This is a genomic window from Micromonospora sp. NBC_01699 (genome assembly GCF_036250065.1).
GTDB lineage: Bacteria > Actinomycetota > Actinomycetes > Mycobacteriales > Micromonosporaceae > Micromonospora_G.
Genome location: NZ_CP109199.1, coordinates 5118217 through 5142267 on the forward strand (window position 1 = coordinate 5118217; position 24051 = coordinate 5142267).

Annotated in this window: 4 protein-coding genes; all 4 read right to left on the bottom strand. The window is 72.8% G+C overall.

Translation table 11 applies throughout. From position 1 onward, the window contains the following. Nucleotides 1–18: 18 nt before the first annotated feature. The 4 genes from OG792_RS21035 to OG792_RS21050 are packed head-to-tail and all read right to left on the bottom strand — an operon-like array spanning nucleotide 19 to nucleotide 24023. Entirely contained in the window at nucleotides 19–4905 is a 4887-nt protein-coding gene (locus tag OG792_RS21035; RefSeq protein WP_329101430.1) for a polyketide synthase, read from the bottom strand. Then, the gene (locus OG792_RS21040) at nucleotides 4898–11503 is read right to left on the bottom strand and encodes a type I polyketide synthase (protein ID WP_329101433.1); all 6606 of its coding nucleotides are present in this window, start codon (nucleotides 11501–11503) and stop codon (nucleotides 4898–4900) included. The genes OG792_RS21035 and OG792_RS21040 overlap by 8 nt, the downstream gene beginning before the upstream one ends. Then, entirely contained in the window at nucleotides 11500–17103 is a 5604-nt protein-coding gene (locus OG792_RS21045) for a type I polyketide synthase (RefSeq protein WP_329101434.1), read from the bottom strand. The genes OG792_RS21040 and OG792_RS21045 overlap by 4 nt, the downstream gene beginning before the upstream one ends. Continuing rightward, nucleotides 17100–24023 carry an SDR family NAD(P)-dependent oxidoreductase gene (locus OG792_RS21050; protein ID WP_329101437.1) on the bottom strand — a complete coding sequence of 2308 codons (6924 nt, stop codon included), beginning with the start codon at nucleotides 24021–24023 and terminating at the stop codon, nucleotides 17100–17102. The genes OG792_RS21045 and OG792_RS21050 overlap by 4 nt, the downstream gene beginning before the upstream one ends. Nucleotides 24024–24051: the final 28 nt, after the last annotated feature.

Sequence of the window (24051 nt, forward strand, 5' to 3'; positions counted from 1 at the left end):
TCAGGAATGCGTCGGGGGTCAGGTCAGGTTCGTCGGCGTGGCGGCCGGGGTGGCCGGCCGGGCCAGGTCGGCGGTGAGCCGCCGGGTGAGCGCGGCCAGCAGGTCGGCCCGCTCCCGCCGGACGAAGAAGTGGTCGCCGGGGAGCAGTTCGACGGCGAACTCCCCGGTGGTCTGGCTGCGCCAGGCGTCCAGCGACTCCTCGGACACCTTGTCGTCGCGTCGGCCGCCGAACACGGTCAGCGGCACGGACAGCGGCGGCTCGGTGTGGTGGATGCGGGTCTCCACCATGGCGAGGTCCGCCCGGATCACCGGCAGGTACAGCGCGATCGCCTCCGGGTCACGCAGCATCTCCTCCGGGGTGCCGTCCATCGCCCGCAGCTTCTCGATCAGCTTCGCTTCGGGCAGCCGGTGCAGCGGCGGCTCCGGGTCCGGCACGTGCGGGGCCCGCGCCGCCGACACGTACAGGTGTGCCGGGCCGGGCAGCCCTTCCCGACGCAGGTACCGGGCCAGTTCGAAGGCGATCAGGCCGCCCATGCTGTGCCCGAACACCGCGTACGGGCGATCGAGGTGCCCGCGCAGCACGGTGCCGAGCGTGGCGGCCAGCTCGGACATCCGGGTGAACGCGGGTTCCCGGTGCCGCTGCTCCCGGCCGGGGAGCTGGATCGGGCACACGTCGACCCCGTCGGGGAGGCTGTCGGCCCAGCCCCGGAAGAGGGCGGCGCTGCCCCCGGCGTACGGCAGGCAGAACAGCCGCAGCCGGGCCGTCGGGTCGGCGGCGCGCTGGCCCAGCCAGTCGGCCGGGTCCATGCTGACGTCGGCGGTGGCTGGCCGGGACCGGCGGGCCACGATCCGGCGTGGCACCCGCACCGGCACGTCGTCCGAGGGCGACTCCGAGGCAGCGGGCGGCGTGGCCTCCGGGGTGCCGCCGTCGGCCTGGTCGAGGACGTGCGCGACGATCCGGGCGACCGAGATGCCGGACAGGAACTCCTGCGGGGTGATCTGCGTGCCGTACATCACCCGCAGCCGGTTACGCAGCTCGAAGACCATCAGCGAGTTCAGGCCCAGCCCGAGCAGCACCTGGTCCACGTCGAGCTGCTGGGGTTGCAGGCCGAGCACCGCCGCGATCTGCTCGCGCAGGTACCCGGTGAGCACCGCCTGCCGCTGGTCGGCGGGGACGGTCAGCAGCGCCTTAAGGCTGGTCGGCGCGGCGGCCGGCACCGTCATCCCGGTTGCTGTCGGCAGGACCGCCGGGGCGCCGAGTTCGGACCGCAGTGGCCCGACGACCTGCGCAGGGGCCGACGCCGGGTCGGCGACCGGGGCCGCGCCCCGGGTCACGCGCAGTCCGGTCAGCTCGGCGACCACCCGCAGGTCGGGGTCGAGCAGGCGGACGTCGCCGGTGAGGCTGTCGTCGTCGACCTCCCGGAGCGTGACGTGCGCCCACAACTCGCCGGTCGCCGGCCGTAGCACGCGCAGCCGGGCGATCTCGGCGACCCGGTGCGCGGCGGAAGCAACGGCCGGGTCCGGCGCGATCACCGGGAGCAGGTCGGCGACGCCGTGCAGCAGCCGCCAGTCCAGCGGCGACCCGTCCGCCGAGGCCGACACGGTCAGCGACGCCAGCAGTTCGCCGTCGCCGCGCCACAGCTCACCTACGGTGTCCGCGCCCGCGCCGCCGGCCAGTCCGGCCGCCGCCCGGCTGGCCCGGTACGCCGCACCGGGGATCTCGGTGGCGCACCGCTGCCGTACCGCGTCGGGGGCCTCCCGGGGCGGCACGACCGGCCGCCCGGCGGGGGCGGCCCGCAGGCTGCCGTGGGCGTGCCCGGTCCACGGCCCGGTGTCGTCGCCGGCGGGGCGGCTGTGCACCTGCCACCGGGCGCTCCCGTCCCGCAGCCCGGTCGTCGCCACCTGGACGACGCTCCCCCGGCTGGACGGGACGGCCGGGCCGGCGACGGTCACGTCGGTGAGCACCACCGCCGGCGACCCGGTGAGCGTGCTGGCGGCGGTGAGCGCCAGGTCGAGGTGTACGGCGGCGGGCAGGTCCGGCTCGCCGGCCAGCCCTGGCCGGGACACCCGGTCGACGGGGAGTTCCCAGAAGTGTTCGCTGCCGGGCACGGCCGCCCGCAGGTAGCGCTGCGTCGACACCGCTGTGCTGGGAGCCGGGCCGGCCGGGTCGAACTCCAGCCAGCAGCGCTGCCGCTGCCACGGGTACGCGGGCAGCCGCAGCACCGTCCGGTCGACCGGGTGCTGACGACGGAAGTCGACCCGCCGACCGAGCGCCCAGAGCGCGCCGAGGGTGCCGAGCAGTACGGTCCGCTCGTCCTCGTCACGGCGCAACGACGGCAGCGCGACCACGGCGGCGTCCGCGTGCCGGGCGCACTGCTCCACCGAGGGGAGCAGGATCGGGTGCGGGCTGATCTCGATGACCGCCGTCGGCGCGGCCGTCACGAGCTGCCCCACCACCGTGGCGAACAGCACTGGTTCACGCAGGTTGTCGGCCCAGTACTCGGCGGTGAACTCCCGGCCGTCGGTGAGCTGCCCGGTCACCGTGGAGTGGATCGGCACCGACGACGCGCGGGGGCGCACCGGCCGCAGTTCGGCGAGCAGGTCCGCGCGGAGTTCGTCCACCTGCGGGCTGTGCGAGGCGAAGTCCACCCGCACCTGCCGGCAGAACACGTCCTGCTCGGTGAGCGTCTTCAGCACGGTCTCGATGGCGGTGGTGTCCCCGGACAGCACGGTGGAGGTGGGGCTGTTGCTCACCGCGATGGCGAGCTGGTTCTCCAGGCCGGCGATGGCCGCCCGCGCCTCGGCCAGCGGCAGCTCCACCACGGCCATCGTGCCCCGGCCCCGGATGCGCCGCACCAGGGCGCTGCGCCGGCAGATCACCCGGGCCGCGTCGTCGAGGGTGAGCGTTCCGGCAACGTGGGCCGCCGCGACCTCGCCCATCGAGTGCCCGACCACCGCGTCCGGGACGATGCCCCAGGAGCGCCACAGCGCGGCCAGGGCCACCTGCACCGCCCAGGTCATCGGCTGCACCACGTCGATCTCGTCGAGCCGCGAGGACGCCTCGTCGGCGCGCAGCTCGCCCAGGAGCGACCAGGTGACGTACGGGCGCATCGCCGCCGCGCACTCCTCGATCGCCTGCCGGAACACCGGTTCGGTGTCGAGCAGCCGCCGCCCCATGCCGACCCACTGGCCGCCCTGCCCGGGGAACACGAACACCAGCCGGCGGCGGACGTGCTGCGACCGGTCGCCGCCGGTCATGCCGGGCCGGACCGCGCCGTCGCGGTACGCGCCGAGCCGGTCGACCAGCTCGGCCCGCGAGGCGAAGGCGACCGCCAACCGGTCGTCGAGGTGGGTGCGGCGCAGGCTCGCCGTGTAGCAGAGGTCGTCCAGGTCGACGCCCGGGTCGGCGACCAGTTCCCGGTACGCCCCAGCCAGGTCCCGCAGCGCGCCCGGGTCGTGCGCGGACAGCGGCAGCAGCCGACCCCGGTCCGCCGGCCCGGCCGCAGGCGGGGTGTCGGCCGGCGGTGGGGGTTCCTCCACGACCATGTGCACGTTGGTGCCGCCGAAGCTGAGCGAGGTCACCCCGGCCAGCAACGGCCCCTCGTACGGCCACGGGCCGGACTGGTCCTGCACCCGCAGCCGGTAGTCGTCGAACGGGATGTGCGGGTTGCCCTCGGTGTAGTGCAGGCTCGCCGGGAGCTGGCGGTGTTTCATCGCCAGCACCACCTTGAGCAGCCCGGCAAGGCCGCCGACCATCTGCAGGTGCCCGATGTTGGTCTTGACCGAGCCGATCATCAGGGGCCGGTCGGCGGGGCGGCGCGACCCGAGGATCGTGCCGAGCGCCTGCGCCTCGATCGGGTCACCGAGGATCGTGCCGGTGCCGTGCGCCTCGACGTACTGCACCGCCGCCGGGTCGACGCCGGACCGCTCGTACGCCTCGCGGAGCATCGCCTCCTGGGAGAGCCGGCTCGGCGCGGTCAGGCCGTTGCTGCGGCCGTCCTGCGCGACGGCGCTGCCACGCAGCAGCGCGTGGATCGGGTCGCCGTCGGCCAGCGCCCGGGACAGCGTCTTGAGCACCACCGCGGCCACGCCCTCGCCGAGCACGATGCCGTCACCTTGGGCGTCGAACGCCTTGCAGCGACCGTCCGGGGCCATCACGCCCAGCTTGGTGAACCAGACGAACCCCTCCGGCTTGAGGAAGAGACCCGCCCCGCCGGCGAGGGCCATCGTGCAGTCGCCGCTGCGCAGGCTCTCGCAGGCCTGGTGCACGGCCAGCAGCGACGACGAGCAGACCGCGTCCATCGTGTAGCTGGGGCCACGCAGGTCGTACACGTAGGACACCCGGTTCGCCACGATCGACCCGAACGACCCGGTGGCCGTGTAGACGTTGGCCAGGTCCGGGTTGTTGAAGTTGAGCCAGCCGTACTCGCTGTGCGCCAGGCCGATGAACACGCCGGTGCGGCTGCCCTGCAACTGGGCGCGTACCTGCCCGGCGTCGTCGAACGCCTCCTGGACGACCTCCAGCATCAGCCGCTGCTGCGGGTCCATGTTCGCCGCCTCCCACGGCGAGATCCCGAAGTAGGCAGGGTCGAAGCCGTCGATCCCGTCGAGGAAGCCGCCCCAGCGGGTACTCATCTTCCCGGGCGTCTCCGGGTCCGGGTCGTAGTACGCGTCCACGTCCCACCGGTCGGTGGGCATCTCCCGGATGACGTCCGCGCCGTCGCGCAGCAGGTGCCAGAACGATTCCGGGTCGTTGGCGCCGCCGGGCAGGCGACAGCCTATCCCGATCACCGCGATCGGCTCGTGTCTGGCCCGTTCCACCTCGTCGAGTTGGGCGCGTAGTTCCCGGATGCCCAGCAGCGCCCGTTGCAGCGGGGTCAGGTTCGGGGCGGGGCTCTCACTCATGGCGGTCCCATTTCCGTGTTTCGGAGAGTTCCTGTTCCAGCAGTGCCTCGACCTCGGCGTCGGAGAGCTGGCCGATCTCCGCCAGCCAGGTGTCCCGGTCCCCGGCGACGGCCGGTGCCGTCCGGGCCGGGGTCGCCTGCGGCGCGGGCGAAGCCGGAGCCGGCTTTGCCTCGGTCGGCTGGAGGTCCCCGGCGACGAAGTCGGCCAGCGCCTCGACAGTCGGGTAGTCGAACAGCACGGTCGCCGGCAGTGACCGGTCGACGCTGAGACTGAGCGCGTTGCGCAGTTCCACCGCCATCAGCGAGTCCAGGCCGAGCTCGTTCAGCGGACGTCGGGTGTCGAGGGTGTGCGCGGCTGCCAGACCGAGCACCCGCGCCGCCAACTCCCGGATGTGCGCCACGATCAGGTCGGTCCGGTCGTCCGGGGCGGCTTCCGCCAGGAGGGTCAGCAGCGCCCGGTGGTCGCTGCCGCCGCCGGTCGGCCCGCCGCCCGGCCCGGCCACCGCGTCGGCCAGGTCGTCCAGCAGCGGCGGGCGCAGCCCGGTCGGGTACTGCCGCAGGTAGGCGCCCCACTCGACGGCCACCACCCCGACCTGCGCCCGGTCGTCGGCGGCCAGCAGCGCGGCCAGCTCGGCCATGCCCTGCTCCGGTTCGAGCAGGCCCATGCCGCGTAGCGCCCACTGCCGGTCGCCCCGGTCGTCCACGGACGCGGCCATGCCCGCGCCACGCCACGGACCCCAGTTGACGCTCAACCCGGGCAGGCCCTGCCGGCGGCGTTCGGCGGCGAGCAGGTCCAGGAAGGCGTTGCCGGCCGCGTAGTTGCCCTGCCCGGCCGAGCCGAGCAGCGACGCCACCGACGAGAAGAGTGCGAAGAAGTCCAGGTCGAGGCCCTGGGTGGCGCGGTGCAGGTGCCACGCCCCGGCCAGCTTCGGCCCGAGCACCCGGGCGAACCGGGACCACTCCTGCTGGAGCAGCACCCCGTCGTCGAGCACCCCGGCCGCGTGCACCACGCCGCGCAGCGGCGGCAGGGACACGCTGATCTCGTCGACGACCCGGGCCACGTCGTCCGCGCGGGCGATGTCGGCCCGGACCACCTCCACCCGGGCCCCGGCCTCGCGCAGCGCCTCGACCGCCGGCCGGGTGGCGTCGGTGACGCCACTGCGGCCCACCAGCACCAACGTCCCGGCCCCCCGGGCGACCAGCCAGCGCGCCACGTGCAGGCCCAACCCGCCCAGGCCACCCGTGATCAGGTACGTCCCGTCGGCGCGGACCAGGTCGGCGGCGTCGCCTGCCATGGGGTCGGTGTGGCTGACGACGACCTTGCCGACGTGCCGGGCCTGCGCCATGTACCGGAACGCGTCGACCGCCCGGGGGAGCGGGAAGACCCGCCGGGGCAGCGGACGCAGCGTCCCCGTCTCGAACCGGCGCATCAGCTCAGCCAGCAGGACGCGCACCGTCCCCGGCTCGTCCCGGGAGAGTTCCACCAGGTCGAAGGCGGTGTAGGTGATGTCGTCCCGGAGCGCGGCCACCTGTCCGGCGGACCAGATCTCCCGTTTGCCGATCTCCACGAACCGGCCGCCGGGGCGGAGCAGCCGCAGGCTCTCCACGATGAAGTCCCCGGTCAGCGAGTTGAGGACGACGTCCACGCCGGCCCCGCCCGTCTGTTCGCGGATCTGGGCGGCGAAGTCGAGCGTGCGGGAGTGGAACACGTGCCGGACCCCGAGCCCGGTCAGCACCGGCCACTTGCGGGGGCTCGCCGTCGTGTAGACCTCGGCGCCGACCGCCTGGGCGAGCTGCACGGCGGCCAGGCCCACCCCGCCGGCCGCCGCGTGCACCAGCACCCGGTCCCCCGGGGCGAGCCGGGCGATGTGCTCCAGCGCGTACAACGCGGTCAGGAAGGTCACCGGGATCGTCGCCCCGTCCGCGTCCCCGACCACCGCCGGCAACGGCGCGACCAGGTCGGCGTCCACCGTGACGAAGCTGCCGAAGCTCGCCGGGGCCAGGGCGACCACCCGCTCCCCCACCGCCAGGCCGGACACGTCCGCGCCGACTCCGACCACCTCGCCGACACACTCCAGGCCCAGCGGGCCCGCCTCACCCGGGTACATGCCGAGCGCGTTGAGCACGTCCCGGAAGTTCAGGCCGGTGGCCCGGACCCGCAACTCCGCCTGGCCGGCGGCCGGGGCGCGGCGGGCCACCGGCCGGAGCACCAGTTGGTCCAGCACACCCGGGGCGCCCACCTCCAGCCGGAACGACTCGACGCCGGGCCGGGTCAGGTGCCGCCGGTCGTCGTCCGCGCACCGGCCCAGCCGGGCCACGTGCCGATTCTCGGCGCGCAGCGCGACCTGGTCGTCGCGTCCACCGGCGTGCAGCTCGGCGACCAGCGACGCCGCGTCGTCCCCGGTCCCGGCCGGGTCCAGGTCGATGCGGGTGCAGCGCAGCTCCGGGTGCTCCAGCGCCACCGTGCCCGCCAGGCCCCACAGCGGTGCCTGACCGAGCGCGTACGGCCCGGCCGGCTCGCCGACCGGCTGCGCTCCCCGGGTCACCAGGTACGTGCGGGGCGGCTGGTTCCGGGTGGCCAGCGCCCGGACCAGGTGCAGGGCGCTGCCGAGGACGACCCGCTGGGCGTCCTGGAGGGCAGCCGGGTCCGCGTCCGGGTCGGCGGGCACGTCCAGCGCCCACAGGTGCAGCACCCCACGCCAGCCGTCGCCGGGTGTCTCGTCGAGCAGCCGGGTCAGGTCCTCCGGGCGGTCCGGGTCGATCCGGTACCCGTCCGGTCCCGCCCCGTACTGCTGTCCCTGGTGAACGAACGTGCAGGTGTGGCCCCCGGCGGTCAGCGACGCCGCGACCTCCTGCCCGAGCCCGCCCTGGTCGGCGAAGACCAGCCAGCGTCCCGGTGCGACCTGGTCACCGCCTGCCTCGACCGGGCCGACGATTGGCCAGGTGATCTCGTAGCGCAGCCCGTCGGCGCCGGCGCTCGCCGGACGCACCGCCGCCGGGTCCACCTGACGCAGTCGCAGTCCGCGCAGCTCCACCACGGTCCGCCCGGTCGAGTCCACCACCAGCACGTCGCCCATTACGTCGGACGCGGTGTCCCGGGTCCACGCGTACGCGCGCAGTTCGTGCTGGTCGGCGGGCGTTGCCGTCCGAAGCTGCTCCACCCGGAACGGGACGTGGATCGCCAGCCCGTCCGCCGGCTGCGGCCGGGTCAGCCCCAGCAGTTGGAAGCACGCGTCCAGCAGGCCCGGGTGCACCGGGTACGGCACCGACCGGTCGAGCTGCTCCGGGACCCGGATCACGCTGGTCGCCACGCCGTCGCCGGTGTGCACGTCGGTCAGCCAGCGGAAGCTCGGGCCGAGGTCGAGGCCGGCGTCGGTGACCCGCCGGTAGAACGCGTCCAGGTCGGCCATCGGCCGGTCGCAGCGCGCCCCCAGCTCCGCCAGGTCGGCCGGCGGCTCCGCCGGGTGGGCGTCGGCGTCCAGCCCGGCCGTGGCGTACTCGGTCCAGGCCCCGTCGTCGAAGGTGACCAGCCGCAGGGTCGCGTCTTCCGAGGTCAGGACGGTCTGCACGGTGCGCTCGCCCGACTCGGGGAGCAGCAGCGGCTGGGCGAAGAGGACATCCCGCAGCCCCGCCGTCGTGGTGCCCGCCGCACCGGCCGCCGCCAGCAGCATGGCCACGTGGTGGGCGCCGGGTACCACCACCTGGTCGTGCAGCCGGTGCTCGGCCAGGAGCGGATGGTCGGTCACGCCCAGCGTGGCCTCGAAGACCGTGTCCCGCAGCGACGGCGTACGCAGCCGCTGCCCGAGCAGCCGATGGTCCCCCGACCGTCGCCGGCTCCGTACTCCCGGCGTCGGTGCCGCCCAGTAACGCTGGCGTTGGAACGGGTAGGTGGGCAGGTCGACTGATGCGGTCGACACACCGCCGGTGACAGACTTCCAGTCCAGGTCCACGCCCCGGGTGTAAAGGGTGGCGACGGCGGTCATCATCTGCTGCCAGTCGTCCCGGTTCCGTCGCAGCGACGGCACCCACACCACATTGGTGTCGTCCTCGACAGACTGCCTGGCGGCGGCCAGCAGCACCGGGTGCGGGCCGATCTCCTGCACCACCGTGCAGCCCTGACCGACGACCGTCGCCGCCCCATCCGCGAACCGCACCGGAGCCAACACGTGGTCGACCCAGTAGCCGGGCATGCTGATCTCCTGGCCGGCGACACCACCGGTCACGTTGGACACAACGGTGCGCTTGGCCGACTTGAAGGCGACCGCCTCGGCGACCTGCCGGAACGCCGGCACCATCGACGCCATCAACGGCGAATGGAACGCATGCGACACGTGCAGAGCGGTCGTCTTCACCCCATCAGCGGTGGCCTTCTCCCGTACCACTGCCACCCCGTCAGCCGGGCCGGCGACCACGGTCTCGACCGGGCTGTTCACCGCCGCCACCACGACGTCGGTACCAGCGAGAAGGGATGTCACCCTCTCGACCGGCAGGGACACCGCCAACATCGCCCCACCCGCCGGCAACGCCTGCATCAAACGACCCCGCGCCGCCACCAACCGGAGTCCGTCCTCCAGCGAGAACACCCCCGCCACACACGCCGCCACCAATTCACCGACACTGTGACCGGCCACCACCTCAGGCTCCACACCCCAGTGCCGCCACAGCCTCGCCAACGCCCACTCCACCGCGAACAGCACCGGCTGGGTGAACCCCGTCTGGTCCAGGAGTTCCTGGGCGGCCTCGCCTTCGCCTTGGAACAACACCTCCAACAACGGTCGATCCAGCTCACCGGCCAGCAACTCGGCACACCGGTCGAGTTCCGCGCGGAACACCGGCTCCGACTCGTACAGACCCCGGGCCATCCCCACCGACTGGGCACCCTGACCCGTGAACAGCCACCCGATTCGAGGCCGGCGCCCGGCCTCGACCACACCGTGGGTTATCGACCGGTGCTCGCCGCCGGCCAACCAGCCGCGCAGACGCGTCACCGCCTCGGCGGCATCCGACGCCACCACCGCTAGACGGTGCGGGAAGTGACTCCGCGACACCCCCGCCGCCGCACACACCAACCCGAACGACGCCCCGCCCTCCAACAGGTCTGCGTACCGCTGCGCGACGACACGCAACGCCGCATCGTCCCGCGCCGACAACGGCAGGACGTGCACGTCGCGCGTCAGCGCGATGTCGGGGGCCTCCGCCGCCGGCGCCTCGGCCACGATCACGTGGGCGTTCGTCCCGCTCATGCCGAACGAGCTGAGGCCGGCCACTCTCGGCTTCTCGCCGCGCAGCCAGGGCGTGGGTGCGGTGGGCACCTGGACGGGCAGCTCCGCCCAGTCGATGTGCGGGTTCGGCGTACGCAGGTGCAGGTGCGGCGGCAACTGCTCGTGCCGCAACGCCAGCACCAGCTTGATCAGGCCGGCCATCCCGGCCGCCGCCTCCAGGTGCCCGATGTTCGTCTTCACCGAACCGACCAGCACCGGACGATCCGCGGGCCGGTCCCGGCCGAGGACGGCGGCGAGCGCGCGTACCTCGATCGGGTCACCGAGGGAGGTGCCGGTGCCGTGTGCCTCGACGTAGTCGACGTCGGCAGGTGAGATCGCCGCGTCGGCCAGCGCCGTCCGGATCAGCTCCTGCTGGGCGAGGCCGTTCGGCACCGTGAGGCCACCGCTCGGGCCGTCGTGGTTGACCGCCGTACCGCGAACCACCGCGAGCACCCGGTCACCGTCGCGCTGCGCGTCCGACAGCCGCTTCAACACGACGACCCCGCAGCCCTCACCACGGCCGTAACCGTCGGCGGCGGCGTCGAAGGTCTTGCACCGGCCATCGACGGCCAGGGCGCGCATCTTCGACAGGGTGATGAACGCGTCCGGGGAGAGCATGGCGTTGACCCCGCCGACCAGTGCGAGGTTGCTTTCGCCCGTGCGGAGGCTGCGCGCGGCCAGGTGCAGCGCGACCAGCGACGACGAGCACGCGGTGGTCACCGCCATACTCGGCCCCTGGAGCCCCAGCAGGTACGACAGCCGGCCGGCCGGGAAGCTCAGGTCGTTGCCGGTGCCGGCGTACAGGTCGAGCTGGCCGGGGTCACCCGCACCGGTCTGCAACTGGAGGTAGTCGTTGGTCATGATGCCGACGTAGACCCCGGTCGGCGTGCCGACGAGCCGGTCCGGCACCTGACCGGCGTGCTCCAGGGCCTCCCAGGCGACCTCCAGGAGCATGCGCTGCTGCGGGTCGAGGCTGGCCGCCTCCCGGGGTGCGATGCCGAAGAAGGCCGGGTCGAACTGGTCGACGCCGTCCACGAAGTGGCCCTCGCGGGGGTACATCTTCCCCGGCCGGTCCGGGTCAGGATCGTGGTAGTCGGCCAGGTCCCAGCGTTCGCGTGGCACCTCGCCGGCGGCGTCCACGCCGTCGCGCAGCACCCGCCAGAAGGACGACAGGTTGTCGCCACCGCCGGGGAACCGGCAGCTCGCCCCGATGATCGCGATCGGCTCGTGCTGCGCCCGCCGCACCTCGTCGAGTTCGGCCTCCAGCTCCTCGATGGCGACGAACGCGCGCAGGAGCGCGGACTGCTGCTGCTCGGCCCGCGTCGAGTCCTCGGTCACTTGCTTCTCCGCTCAGCGAGGGCGGCGAGTTTCTTCGCCAGCAGGTCTTCCAGGTCGTTCTCGGAGAGGTCCTTGAGCCGGTCCATCGCGTCCGTACGGGCGGCCGGCTCTTCCGGTTCCGCCTTCTCCGGGCCGCTCACGTCCAGGACCAGGACGTCCTGGGCGAGGTAGGTGGTGAGCGCCTCGACGGTCGGGTACTCGAACACCACCGTCGACGGCAGCGGCTTGCCGAGCTGGCTCTGCAGGGTGTTCTTCAACTCGATCGCCATCAACGAGTCGAGGCCGATCTCGAAGAACTTCTGCCTCGGTTCCAGGTGGTACGTGGCCGGCAGGCCGAGCACCGCGACCACCTGCCCGCGGACGTGCTGCCGGAGCAGGTCGAGGCGGTCCTGCGGCGCGGCCGCCGCGAGCCGTTCGGCCAGTCGTGGCCCCGGCGTGGCCACGGCCGCCCGCCGCTCCCCGGCGCGCGCCGTCCGGGCCAGCTCCCGCAGCAGCGCCGGTTCGTCCCCGGGCGGGAACCGCCGCAGGTACGTCGACCAGGTGACCGGCAGGACACCGACCTGGACCGGGTCGGCGTGCAGGATCTGCTCCAGCACCTCGATGCCCTGCTCGGGGGTGATACCGCCGATGCCAAGGGCGGCCCAGCGTCCCTCGGTCTGGCCAGCCCGCGCCGCCATCCCGGCCTCGGTCCACGGCCCCCAGTTGACGCTCACCGCCGGCAGGCCCAGTGACCTGCGGTGGTGCGCCAGCCCGTCGAGGAACGCGTTCGCGGCGGCGTAGTTGGCCTGCCCGGTGGAGCCCAGCAGCGAGGCCGCCGAGGAGAACAGCACGAAGAAGTCGAGCGGCAGGTCGCGGGTGGCCCGGTGCAGGTTCCACCCGCCCGCGACCTTGGGGGCCAGCACCCGGACGAAGTTCTCCCACGGCTGCTGGAGCAGCACCCCGTCGTCGAGGACACCGGCGGCGTGCACCACGCCGCGCAGCGGCCGGTCGGCCGGGATCGCCGTAAGCAGGCGGGTCACGTCGTCGGCGCGCGTCACGTCGGCCTGGGCCACCGTGACGGCGGCACCCGCCCGCCGCAGGTCGTCGAGGACCGTCTCGGTCGCGCCGGTCGGCTCCCGCCGACCGACCAGGATCAGATGCCCGGCACCACGCGCCACCAGCCAGCGCGCGACCGCCAGGCCCAGCGCACCGAGGCCCCCGGTGATCAGGTACGTCCCGTCGCCGGCCACGGTCACCGCCGGGTCTCCGGCCGGAACGGTCCGCTGCGGCACGAGCCGGGCGGCCAGCCGCTCTCCCCCGCGTACGGCGATCCGGTCGCCGGTCGGCGGTGCGAGCAGTTCCCCAACCAGTGCGGCGGCGGCTTCGGTGTCGGTGGCTGCCGGATCGAGGTCCACCTGTCCGCCCCACAGTTCGGGGTGCTCCAGTTCGATCACATTGCCCAGGCCCCAGAGCGGGGTCTGCGCCACGGCCACCGTTGCCTGGCCGGCCGGGAAGGCACCCCGCGTGACCAGGTGCAGCCGTGCCGCAGTCCCGCCCGCCACGGCGGCCAGTCCCCGGAGCAGGTGCAGCGCGGCCCGCAACGTCCGCGCCTGGGCGACGTCGAGGCCGGCCAGTTCCGGCTCGCCGTCGGCCGGGATCGCCCCCCACAGCAGCACGGCACCCCGGAACGGGACGTCCCGGTCGGCGGCCACGGTACGGAGCAGGCTCGTGACCTGGGTGGGGTCGGCCGGATCGACCTGCCAGGTGTGCTCGCCGACCGCCTCCTGGGACAGGCCGGGGTGCACGACGACCACCTGGTGTCCCCTCGCCCGCAGCGCGGCGGCCACGGCCGTGCCGACACCGTTCCGGTCGGCGCAGAGCAGCCAGCGTCCGGGGCCTTCCGCAGGGGCGGACGCTGCGGGCTGCGGCTGCCACGCGATCTCGTGCAGGAGGCCCGTCGCCTGGGACTGGCCGGCGCGCAGCAGCGCGGACCGTTCGGCTCGCTTGAGGTGCAGCCCCCGGGACTCGGCCACCACCTGACCATCGTCGTCGATCAGTCGGACGTCGGCGGTGAGCGTCTCGTCGTTCGGGTCGCTGCCGGGACGCAGTCGGGCGTGTCCCCACAGCGGACGGTCGGCGGGATGAGCCCGGTGCAGCCGGAACCGGTCCAGCCCGAGCGGCACGTAGACGGCGAACTCCCGCCCGGCGGTGGGCAACGTCGCGCCGACGATCTGGAAGCTGGCGTCGATCAGGCCGGGGTGCAGCACGTACCGGTCCTGACGGTCCGTGTCCTCGACGGCGCGCATCCGGCACAGAGCTTCGCCGTCCCGCCGCCAGATCCGGCTCTGCCAGCGGAACCCGGCATCGAGTTCGAGCCCGTCCCGCCAACCGCTGTCGTAGAACCAGTCGACGTAGTCCGGGTCGGCGGTGCACCGCTCCTGGATGACGGCGGGCGTCTCGTGTGGCGTACCGCTCTCGTCGTCAGCCGGGCGCAGGGTGGCGGTGGCGTGGGTCGTCCAGGTCGGGTCGTCGGTGCTGCGGCTGACCAACTGGATCGGCGCCCCGTCGTCGGTGGCGGTCCCGATGACCACCTGCACCACTCGGGCCTGACCGTCGGCCAGCAGCATCGGCTGTGGGAAGACCACGTCCGCGATCGCGGTCGCGGTGCCCTGGCTGTCGGTGGCAGCGGCCAGCATCGTCAGGTGGTGGGCACCGGGCACCACGATCTGGTCGTAGATGCGGTGCTCGGTGAGCAGCGGATGGGATGCCGGGGCCAACGTGGTCTCGAAGACGGTGCTGGCGAGCGCGGGCGAGGTGAGGTTCCGTCCCAGCAGCGGATGCGTGCCGCCCTCGGCGGGCGGGTTCGCGTTCTGCCGAGGAGCGACGGATGCCCAGTAACGCTGGCGCTGGAAGGGGTAGGTGGGCAGGTCGACTGATGCGGTCGACACACCGCCGGTGACAGACTTCCAGTCCAGGTCCACGCCCCGGGTGTAAAGGGTGGCGACGGCGGTCATCATCTGCTGCCAGTCGTCCCGGTTCCGTCGCAGCGACGGCACCCACGCCACACCGGTGTCGTCGGCCACCGACTGCCTGGCGGCGGCCAGCAGCACCGGATGCGGGCCGATCTCCTGCACCACCGTGCAGCCCTGACCGACGACGGTCACCGCCCCATCGGCGAACCGCACCGGCGCCAGCACGTGGTCGACCCAGTAGCCGGGCATGCTGATCTCCTGGCCGGCGACACCACCGGTCACGTTGGACACAACGGTCCGCCTGGCCGACTTGAAGGCGACCGCCTCGGCGACCTGCCGGAACGCCGGCACCATCGACGCCATCAACGGCGAATGAAACGCATGCGACACGTGCAGAGCGGTCGTCTTCACCCCATCAGCGGTGGCCTTCTCCCCTACCACTGCCACCGCGTCGACCGGACCAGCCACCACGGTCTCGACCGGGCTGTTCACCGCCGCCACCACGACGTCGGTACCAGCGAGAAGGGATGTCACCCTCTCGACCGGCAGGGACACCGCCAACATCGCCCCACCCGCCGGCAACGCCTGCATCAAACGACCCCGCGCCGCCACCAACCGGAGTCCGTCCTCCAGCGAGAACACCCCCGCCACACACGCCGCCACCAATTCACCGACACTGTGACCGGCCACCACCTCAGGCTCCACACCCCAGTGCCGCCACAGCCTCGCCAACGCCCACTCCACCGCGAACAGCACCGGCTGGGTGAACCCCGTCTGGTCCAGGAGTTCCTGGGCGGCCTCGCCTTCGCCTTGGAACAACACCTCCAACAACGGTCGATCCAGCTCACCGGCCAGCAACTCGGCACACCGGTCGAGTTCCGCGCGGAACACCGGCTCCGACTCGTACAGACCCCGGGCCATCCCCACCGACTGGGCACCCTGACCCGTGAACAGCCACCCGATTCGAGGCCGGCGCCCGGCCTCGACCACACCGTGGGTTATCGACCGGTGCTCGCCGCCGGCCAACCAGCCGCGCAGACGCGTCACCGCCTCGGCGGCATCCGACGCCACCACCGCTAGACGGTGCGGGAAGTGACTCCGCGACACCCCCGCCGCCGCACACACCAACCCGAACGACGCCCCGCCCTCCAACAGGTCTGCGTACCGCTGCGCGACGACACGCAACGCCGCATCGTCCCGCGCCGACAACGGCAGGACGTGCACGTCGCGCGTCAGCGCGATGTCGGGGGCCTCCGCGGCCGGCGCCTCGGCCACGATCACGTGGGCGTTCGTCCCGCTCATGCCGAACGAACTCACCCCGGCGATCCGGGGCCGCTCGTTCCGGGGCCACGGCCGCCCGTCGGCGGTCACCTCGACCGGCAGCTTCTCCCAGGCGATGTGCGGGTTCGGCGTACGCAAGTGCAGGTGCGGCGGAATCGTCTCCTGCTGCAGCGCCAGCACGAGCTTGATCAGACCGGCTATCCCGGCCGCCGCCTCCAGGTGACCGATGTTCGTCTTCACCGAACCGACCAGCACCGGACGATCGGGCGCGCGTCCCTCGCCGAGCGCGGCGGCCAGCGCGTCGATCTCGATCGGGTCACCCAGGGAGGTGCCCGTACCGTGGGCTTCGACGTAGTCGATGTCGGCCGGGGTGACGCCCGCGTCGGTGAGGGCGGTGCGGATCAGTTCCTGCTGCGCGAGCCCGTTCGGCACGGTCAGCCCGGAACTCGGCCCGTCATGGTTCACCGCCGAACCCCGGATCACCGCCAGAACCCGATCACCGTCACGCCGCGCGTCCGACAACCGCTTCAACACCACAACCCCGCAACCCTCACCACGGCCGTAACCATCAGCGGAGGCATCGAAGGTCTTACACCGACCATCCGGCGACAACGCCTTGGCCCGGGACAGGTAGATCGTGCCCTCGGGGGTCAGGACCAGGTGCACGCCACCGGCAAGGGCAAGGTTCGACTCGCCGGACCGCAGGCTGCGACACGCCAGGTGCACGGCGACCAGGGACGACGAACACGCCGTGTCGACGGCCAGGCTCGGCCCCTGCAACCCGAGCAGGTACGACAGCCGCCCCGCGGCGACGCTGAACGCGTTGCCCGTGCCGGTGTACGCGTCCATGGTGGCCGGGTCGGCGGAACGGAGCATCAGGGAGTAGTCGTCGGTGCCGATGCCGACGAACACGCCCGTCCGGCTGCCCACCAGGCGGGCGGGGACCTGACCGGCGTGCTCCAACGCCTCCCACGCCACCTCCAACAACAACCGCTGCTGCGGATCCAAACTCACCGCCTCACGAGGCGACACCCCAAAGAACCCCGCATCAAAACCATCCACCCCAGACACAAAATGACCCCACCGCGTATACATCCGACCCGCCACATCCGGATCACCATCAAAAAACTCATCCACATCCCACCGATCCCCCGGCACCACACCAACACCCTCACCACCGGCCACCAACAACTCCCACAACCCACCCGGACCCACAACCCCACCCGGAAAACGACAACCCACACCCACCACCGCGATCGGTTCGGGTGCGGAACGCTTCGCTGCGTCGAGACGCTTCTGGAGGTCGAGGACCAGGAGCGCGAGGCGCTTGGGCGGCAGGTTGGCCAGCCGCTCGTGGAGGTCGCTCATGATGCCTGTCCTTCTACGCCTGAACTGTCTGCGAACATGCGGTCGATCTCGTCGTCGGACATCTGCTCAAGGTTGTCGAGCAGGGCACCCAGCTCGTCGTCCTCGGGTTCCGCCGTCTGCGACGGGGCCCCGCTCCGGCCAGCGTCCGGCGCACCGAAGATCGCCTGTTGGAGGTAGCCGACGACGGCGTCGATGGTCGGATAGTTGAAGAGCAGCGTGGCGGATAGCTCGTACTCGAAGGCGGCCTGTACACGGTTCTTGAACTCCAGCGCCATCAGCGAGTCCAGACCGAGGTCGAAGAGCCCCTTCTGCGGGTCGAGCGACGCCTCGTCGAGCATGAGGATCTTCTCGAGTTCCCGGGTCACGTAGTCGGTCAGCGCGGTCCGGCGGCTCGCGTCCGGCAGGGCCGCGTACTGCGTACGCAGGCGGGGGGCGGTCGTCGTGTCGGCCGATGCCCCGGCGACCGCCGGCTCCCGCCGGACGACCTCCGCCAGCAGGGGACGTTCCGCGCCGAGCGGGTACCGCTCGGCGTACCGGGACCAGTCGACCGGCAGGACGCCGACCTGGGTCACCCCGCGCGCCATGATCCGTTCGAGCACCCGGATGCCCTGCTCCGGTGGAATGATGCCGATGCCCCGCTCGGTCCAGCGCTGCTGGTCGCGGTCGGTGAGGCTGGCGGCCATGCCGGAGTCGCCCCACGCACCCCAGTTGACGCTGACCGCCGGCAGCCCGGAGGCACACCGGTGGTGGGCAAGCGCGTCGAGGAAGGCGTTCGCCGCCGCGTAGTTGCCCTGGCCCGGCGCACCGAGAAGGGAGGCGATCGAGGAGAACAGAACGAAGTGGTCCAGGGGCAGGTCCCGGGTGAGGGTGTGCAGATGCCACGCCCCGTCGACCTTCGGCGCGAACACCCGCGCGAACCGTTCCCAGCTCTGCTGGTGCAGCACGCCGTCGTCGAGCACGCCGGCCGCGTGGAAGACGCTCCGCAGTGGCGGCATGGTGGTGCCGATCTCGTCGAGGACGCGTCGTACGTCGTCCGCGTCGCCGACATCGCCGCGCATCACCCGTACGTCGGCACCCTGTGCGGTGAGGTTTCGCAGCGTCTCCACGGTGGCCTCGGACGGCGGGCGGCGGCCGACCAGGACGACCTGTCGGGCACCCCGGTCCACCAGCCACCGGGCGACGAGCAGGCCGAGCGCGCCAAGGCCACCAGTGACCAGGTGGGTGCCCTCTGCCGTGATCTGCACGGGGCTGGCGGGCAGAGTGGCAGCAGCTCGGGTGACCCGGGCCACGCGGCTGCGGCCGTCGCGCCACGCGAGCTGGTGCTCGCCGCTGGCCGACCGGACAGTCCGCACGATGGTGGCCGCCGGGTCGCCGGCTTGGGGGTCGAGGTCGATCAGGCCGCCCCACAGGGTGGGGTGTTCCAGGCCGACGACGCTGCCCAGCCCCCAGACCGGGGCCTGGTGCGGCGTGCCGGGCGTGGTGGTGCCGCCGACCGGCTGGCCGCCTCGGGTGACGACCCGGATCTTCGGCGGTTCCGCCAGTTCGAGTGGTGCCAGTGCCTGCACGAGGTGCAGCAGACCGGCGCAGTCACGCCGGTGGGCGGCGTGCAGCGCATCGGGGGCCGCGGCGGTGTGGTCAAGGCTCCAGAGGTGCACGATGCTGGTGAGGCCGCCACCCACCTCCGCGAGAAGCTGGCGGAAGTGGTCCGGCTGGTCGGGCGTGACCTGCCACTCGTCGTCGGCGAGGGCGGCGTACGAGTCTCCGGCGCGAACCAGATGGCAGCGGGCGCCCTCGGCACGCAGCAGCGCGGCGACGGACTCGGCGACACCGCCGGCGTCCGCGAGGAGCAGCCAGTTGCCCGGGTCGGCATCGGCGGCTGCCTCAGGCAGGTCGTACGGTCGCCAGCTCAGCTCGTACAGCCAGTCGGCCTGCGGGTCGGTGTGGCCCGGGGAGATCTGGGCGAGGCGGGACGTGTCGACCCAGTACCGCTTCCGCTGGAACGGGTACGTGGGCAGGTCGACCGAGGCGGTCGACACACCACCGGTGACCGCCGTCCAGTCCAGGTCCACGCCCTGGGTGTAAAGGGCCGCGACGGCGGTCAGCATCTGCTGCCAGTCGTCCCGGTTCCGCCGCAGCGACGGCACCCACACCACGTTGGTGTCGTCCTCGACGGACTGCCTGGCGGCGGTCAGCAACACCGGGTGCGGGCCGATCTCCTGCACCACCGTGCAGCCCTGACCGACGACGGTCGCCGCCCCGTCGGCGAACCGCACCGGAGCCAACACGTGGTCGACCCAGTAGCCGGCGGACGCGATGCTCCGGTCCGCGACCTGACCGGTCACGTTCGACACCACGGTCCGCTTGGCCGGATGGAAGGACACCGTCTCGGCGACCTGCCGGAACGCCGGCACCATCGACGCCATCAACGGCGAATGGAACGCATGCGACACGTGCAGGGCCGTGGTCCTCACCCCGTCGGCAGAGAGCCGGTCGGCCAACGTTTCCGCTGCCTCGGCCGGACCGGCCACCACCGTCTCGACCGGGCTGTTCACCGCCGCCACGACGAGATTGGTACCCGCCAGCAGCGGGACCACCCGCTCCTCGGGCAACGCCACCGCCAGCATCGCCCCGCCCGCCGGCAACGCCTGCATCAAACGACCACGTGCCGCCACCAACCGGAGTGCGTCCTCCAGCGAGAACACCCCCGCCACGCACGCGGCGACCAGTTCACCGACGCTGTGACCGGCGACCACCTCCGGCTCCACACCCCAGTGCCGCCACAGCTTCGCCAACGCCCACTCCACCGCGAACAGCACCGGCTGGGTGAACCCCGTCTGGTCCAGGAGGTCCTGGGCGACGTCGCCTTCGCCTTGGAACAACACCTCCAACAACGGTCGATCCAGCTCACCGGCCAGCAACTCGGCGCACCGGTCGAGTTCAGCGCGGAACACCGGTTCCGACTCGTAAAGGGGGCGTGCCATGCCCACCGACTGGGCGCCCTGACCGGTGAACAGCCACCCGATTCGCGGTCGTCGACCGGTGGCGACCACCCCGTACGTCACCGACCGGTGCGCGTCGCCCGTTAGCCAACCCCGCAACCGCGTCGCCGCCTCGACCGCGTCCGATGCCACCACCGCTACACGGTGCGGGAAGTGGCTCCGCGACACGGCCGCCGCCGCACACACCAAGCCGAACGACACTCCACCGGGGGCCTCCAACAGATCCACGTACCGCTGGGCGAGGGCGCGCAACGCCGCGTCGTCCCGCGCCGACAACGGCAGGACGTGTACGCCCCGGGACGGCAACGGCGCTTCCACCGCGTCCAGAACGGGTGCCTCGGCCACGATCACGTGAGCGTTCGTCCCGCTCATGCCGAACGAACTCACCCCGGCGATCCGGGGCCGCTCGCTGCGGGGCCAGGCGGTCGGGGCGACCGGGATCTCGGCCGGGATCGTGTCGAGGGCGATCCGGGGGTTGACGGTGTGGAAGTGGAGCTGCGGAGGTAGTTGCTCCTGCTGCAACGCCAGCACCGACTTGATCAGGCCGGCCACTCCGGCCGCCGCCTCCAGGTGACCGATGTTGGCCTTGACCGAGCCGAGTCGCAGTGGCCGGTCCGGGGTACGGCGGTCACCGAGCACGCTGCCCAGGGCGGCCACCTCGATCGGGTCGCCGAGGGGCGTACCGGTGCCGTGCGTCTCGACGTAGTCGACGTCGGTGGGCGAGATGCCGGCATCGGCCAGCGCGGTACGGATCAGGTCCTGCTGCGCCAGCCCGTTCGGCACGGTCAGCCCGGAACTTGGCCCGTCATGGTTCACCGCCGAACCCCGGATCACCGCCAGAACCCGATCACCGTCACGCCGCGCGTCCGACAACCGCTTCAACACCACAACCCCGCAACCCTCACCACGGCCGTAACCATCAGCGGAGGCATCGAAGGTCTTACACCGACCATCCGGCGACAACGCCTTGGCCCGGGACAGGAAGATGTACGACTCCGGGATGATCATGAGGTTGACGCCGCCGGCGAGGGCGAGGTCGGACTCCCCGGAGCGCAGGCTGCGACAGGCCAGGTGCACGGCGACCAGCGACGACGAACAGGCCGTGTCGACCATGAGGCTCGGCCCGTGCAAGCCGAGCAGGTACGACAGCCGGCCGGCCACGGCGCTGCCGATGCCCCCGGTGCCGTAGTAGGTGTCGATGATCGTGGGATCGGCGAGCTTGAGCTGGAGTTGCATGTACTCGTTGCTGATCATCCCGACGAACACCCCGGTGCGGCTGCCCACCAGTCGGGCGGGGACCTGACCGGCGTGCTCCAACGCCTCCCACGCCACCTCCAACAACAACCGCTGCTGCGGATCCAAACTCACCGCCTCACGAGGCGACACCCCAAAGAACCCCGCATCAAAACCATCCACCCCAGACACAAAATGACCCCACCGCGTATACATCCGACCCGCCACATCCGGATCACCATCAAAAAACTCATCCACATCCCACCGATCCCCCGGCACCACACCAACACCCTCACCACCGGCCACCAACAACTCCCACAACCCACCCGGACCCACAACCCCACCCGGAAAACGACAACCCACACCCACCACCGCGATCGGTTCGCTGGTCGGTCGAGGTGCGGCGTGCTGGCCGAGGGCAAGCAGGGCCTGCTTGACCGGGGAGAGCCCGGTCGGGTCGCCGAGGTGCCGGCGGAGCAGGGTGAGGGCCTCGTCCTCGGAGAGGGCGGCCAGCGCGTCGGCGGTGGGCAGGTCGCCGCCGACGGCGCGGCGGGGCGGCTCCACGGTCTCGATCCGGAAGACCTCGCGGGCGAGGTAGTCGCTGAGCGCGGCGACCGAGGCGTACTGGAAGACGACGGTCAGCGGCAGTGAGTGCGCGTCGCCGAGGGCCCGCTGGAGCCGGTTCTGGAGGTCGACGGCCATCAGGGAGGTCATGCCGAGGGCGAAGAAGCCCTGCCGGGGGTCGACCGGACTGTCGTCCTCGGTGCCGAGGGTGGCGGCGACCAGGTCGTTGACCGCGTCGGCGATCCGGGCCCGCCGCTCGGCGGGGGGTGCCGCGACGATCTCGCGGACCAGGGCGGGCACCTCGGGCGTCCGGTCGGCGCGGGCGGCGGGACGGGACTCGATCCAGTAGCGCTTGCGCTGGAACGGGTAGGTGGGCAGGACGATCCGGGTCGCCGCCGCAGCGGGGGTCGCCGGGTCGGTGCCCTTCACGTACGCCTCGGCCTGCCCGTCGGGATCGCTGCCCGGCGCGTCCCCGGCGGTACCCGGGTCGGACGGCCCGGTCGGGTCGGCCACGCCGTGCCGGACGGCGGGCTGGTCGGCGCCGGCGAGCCAGCCGGCCAGCCGGTCGGCGGCGGTGGCCCGGTCCGGGGCGAGGACGGCGAGCCGGTGCGCGAAGTGGGTCCGGCCGGTGGCGGCGGTCGCGCAGACGGCGGCCAGGTCGGGGGCGTCCGGGGCGCGGAGCAGGGTGACGTACCGCTCGGCGAGGGCACGCAGCGCCGGGGCGGTCCGGGCGGAGAGCGGCAGCAGCAGCGGGGTGGAAGCGTCGGCCGCAGCAGGGACCGCAGGCTGCGGCGCTTCGGCGACGACGAGGTGGACGTTCACGCCGCCGAGGCCGAAGGAGTTGACCCCGGCGAGTCGGCTCCGGTCGCCGGCAGGCCAGGGCAGCGGCGTGTCGGGCAGCACGAACGGCGCGTCGGCCAGTCCGGTCTGCGGGTTGAGCGTGGTGAGGTGCAGGTGCGGGGGGATGATGCCGTGCCGCAGGGCGAGGACCACCTTGATCAGGCTGGCGACGCCGGCGGCCAGTTCCAGGTGGCCGACGTTGGTCTTGACCGAGCCGAGCGCGCACGGCTGGTCGGGGTCGCGGTCGACGCCGAAGACGCGGGTGAGGGCGGTCGCCTCGACCACGTCGGCCAGTGGGGTGCCGACACCGTGCGCCTCGATCAGGTCGACCTGCCCGGGGGTGACGCCGGCGTCCCGCAGGGCCCGCCGGACGACCGCCTCCTGGGCCTGGGCGTCGGGGGCGGTCAGCGCCTCCCCGCGTCCGTTGTGGTTCATGGCCGAGCCGCGGATCACGGCCAGGATCGGGTCGCCGTCGCGCTGGGCGTCGGCGAGTCGCTTGAGGACGACCATCCCGGCGCCCTCGCCGCGTACGTAGCCGTCGGCGGCGGCGTCGAAGCTCTTGCACCGCCCGTCGGCGGCCATCATCCAGGTCTGGGAGAGCCCGATGGTGGCCTTGGGCGAGAGCATGAGGTTGACGCCGCCGGCGAGCGCCACCTGGGTGTCGCCGGCGCGCAGGCTCTGGCAGGCGAGGTGCACGGCGACCAGGGACGACGAGCAGCCGGTGTCCAGCGCCAGGCTCGGCCCCCGCAGGTCCAGCAGGTACGACAGCCGGTTCACGGCGATGCTGAGGGCGTTGCCGGTGACGAAGTAGGCGTTGAGGTTGGCCGGGTCGTCGAAGGCGACCGAGGCGTAGTCGTCGGTGCCGATGCCGACGAACACCCCGGTCGCGCTGCCGGCGAGCCGGGCCGGGACGATGCCGGCCCGTTCCAGTGCCTCCCAGGTGACCTCGAGGAGCATCCGGTGCTGCGGGTCCATGCTGGCCGCCTCGCCGGGTGAGATGCCGAAGAAGTGCGGGTCGAACCGGTCCACGTCGTCGACGAAGCCACCCCAGCGGGTGTTGGCTCTGCCGGGCTCGGCGAGGTCGGGGTCGTAGAGGGCAGCCGCGTCCCACCGGTCCGCCGGGACCTCGGTGATCGCGTCCCCGCCGTCGACGAGCAGACGCCAGAACGCGTCGGCGTCGGGCGCGCCGGGGAACCGGCAGCTCAGACCGACGACGGCGATCGGCTCAGCGGCGGGCCGGGACGACAGTCGATCGTCGTCCCGGCGGCTGCGCTCCAGGGCCATGGGGGCTCGAACCCTTCCTCGGGAGATG

What these genes read in the sequence shown, in the direction of transcription:
- OG792_RS21035 (WP_329101430.1), bottom strand. Translation starts at nt 4,905, where the DNA reads ATGAGTGAGAGCCCCGCCCCGAACCTGACCCCGCTGCAACGGGCGCTG.
- OG792_RS21045 (WP_329101434.1), bottom strand. Translation starts at nt 17,103, where the DNA reads ATGAGCGACCTCCACGAGCGGCTGGCCAACCTGCCGCCCAAGCGCCTC.
- OG792_RS21050 (WP_329101437.1), bottom strand. Translation starts at nt 24,023, where the DNA reads ATGGCCCTGGAGCGCAGCCGCCGGGACGACGATCGACTGTCGTCCCGG.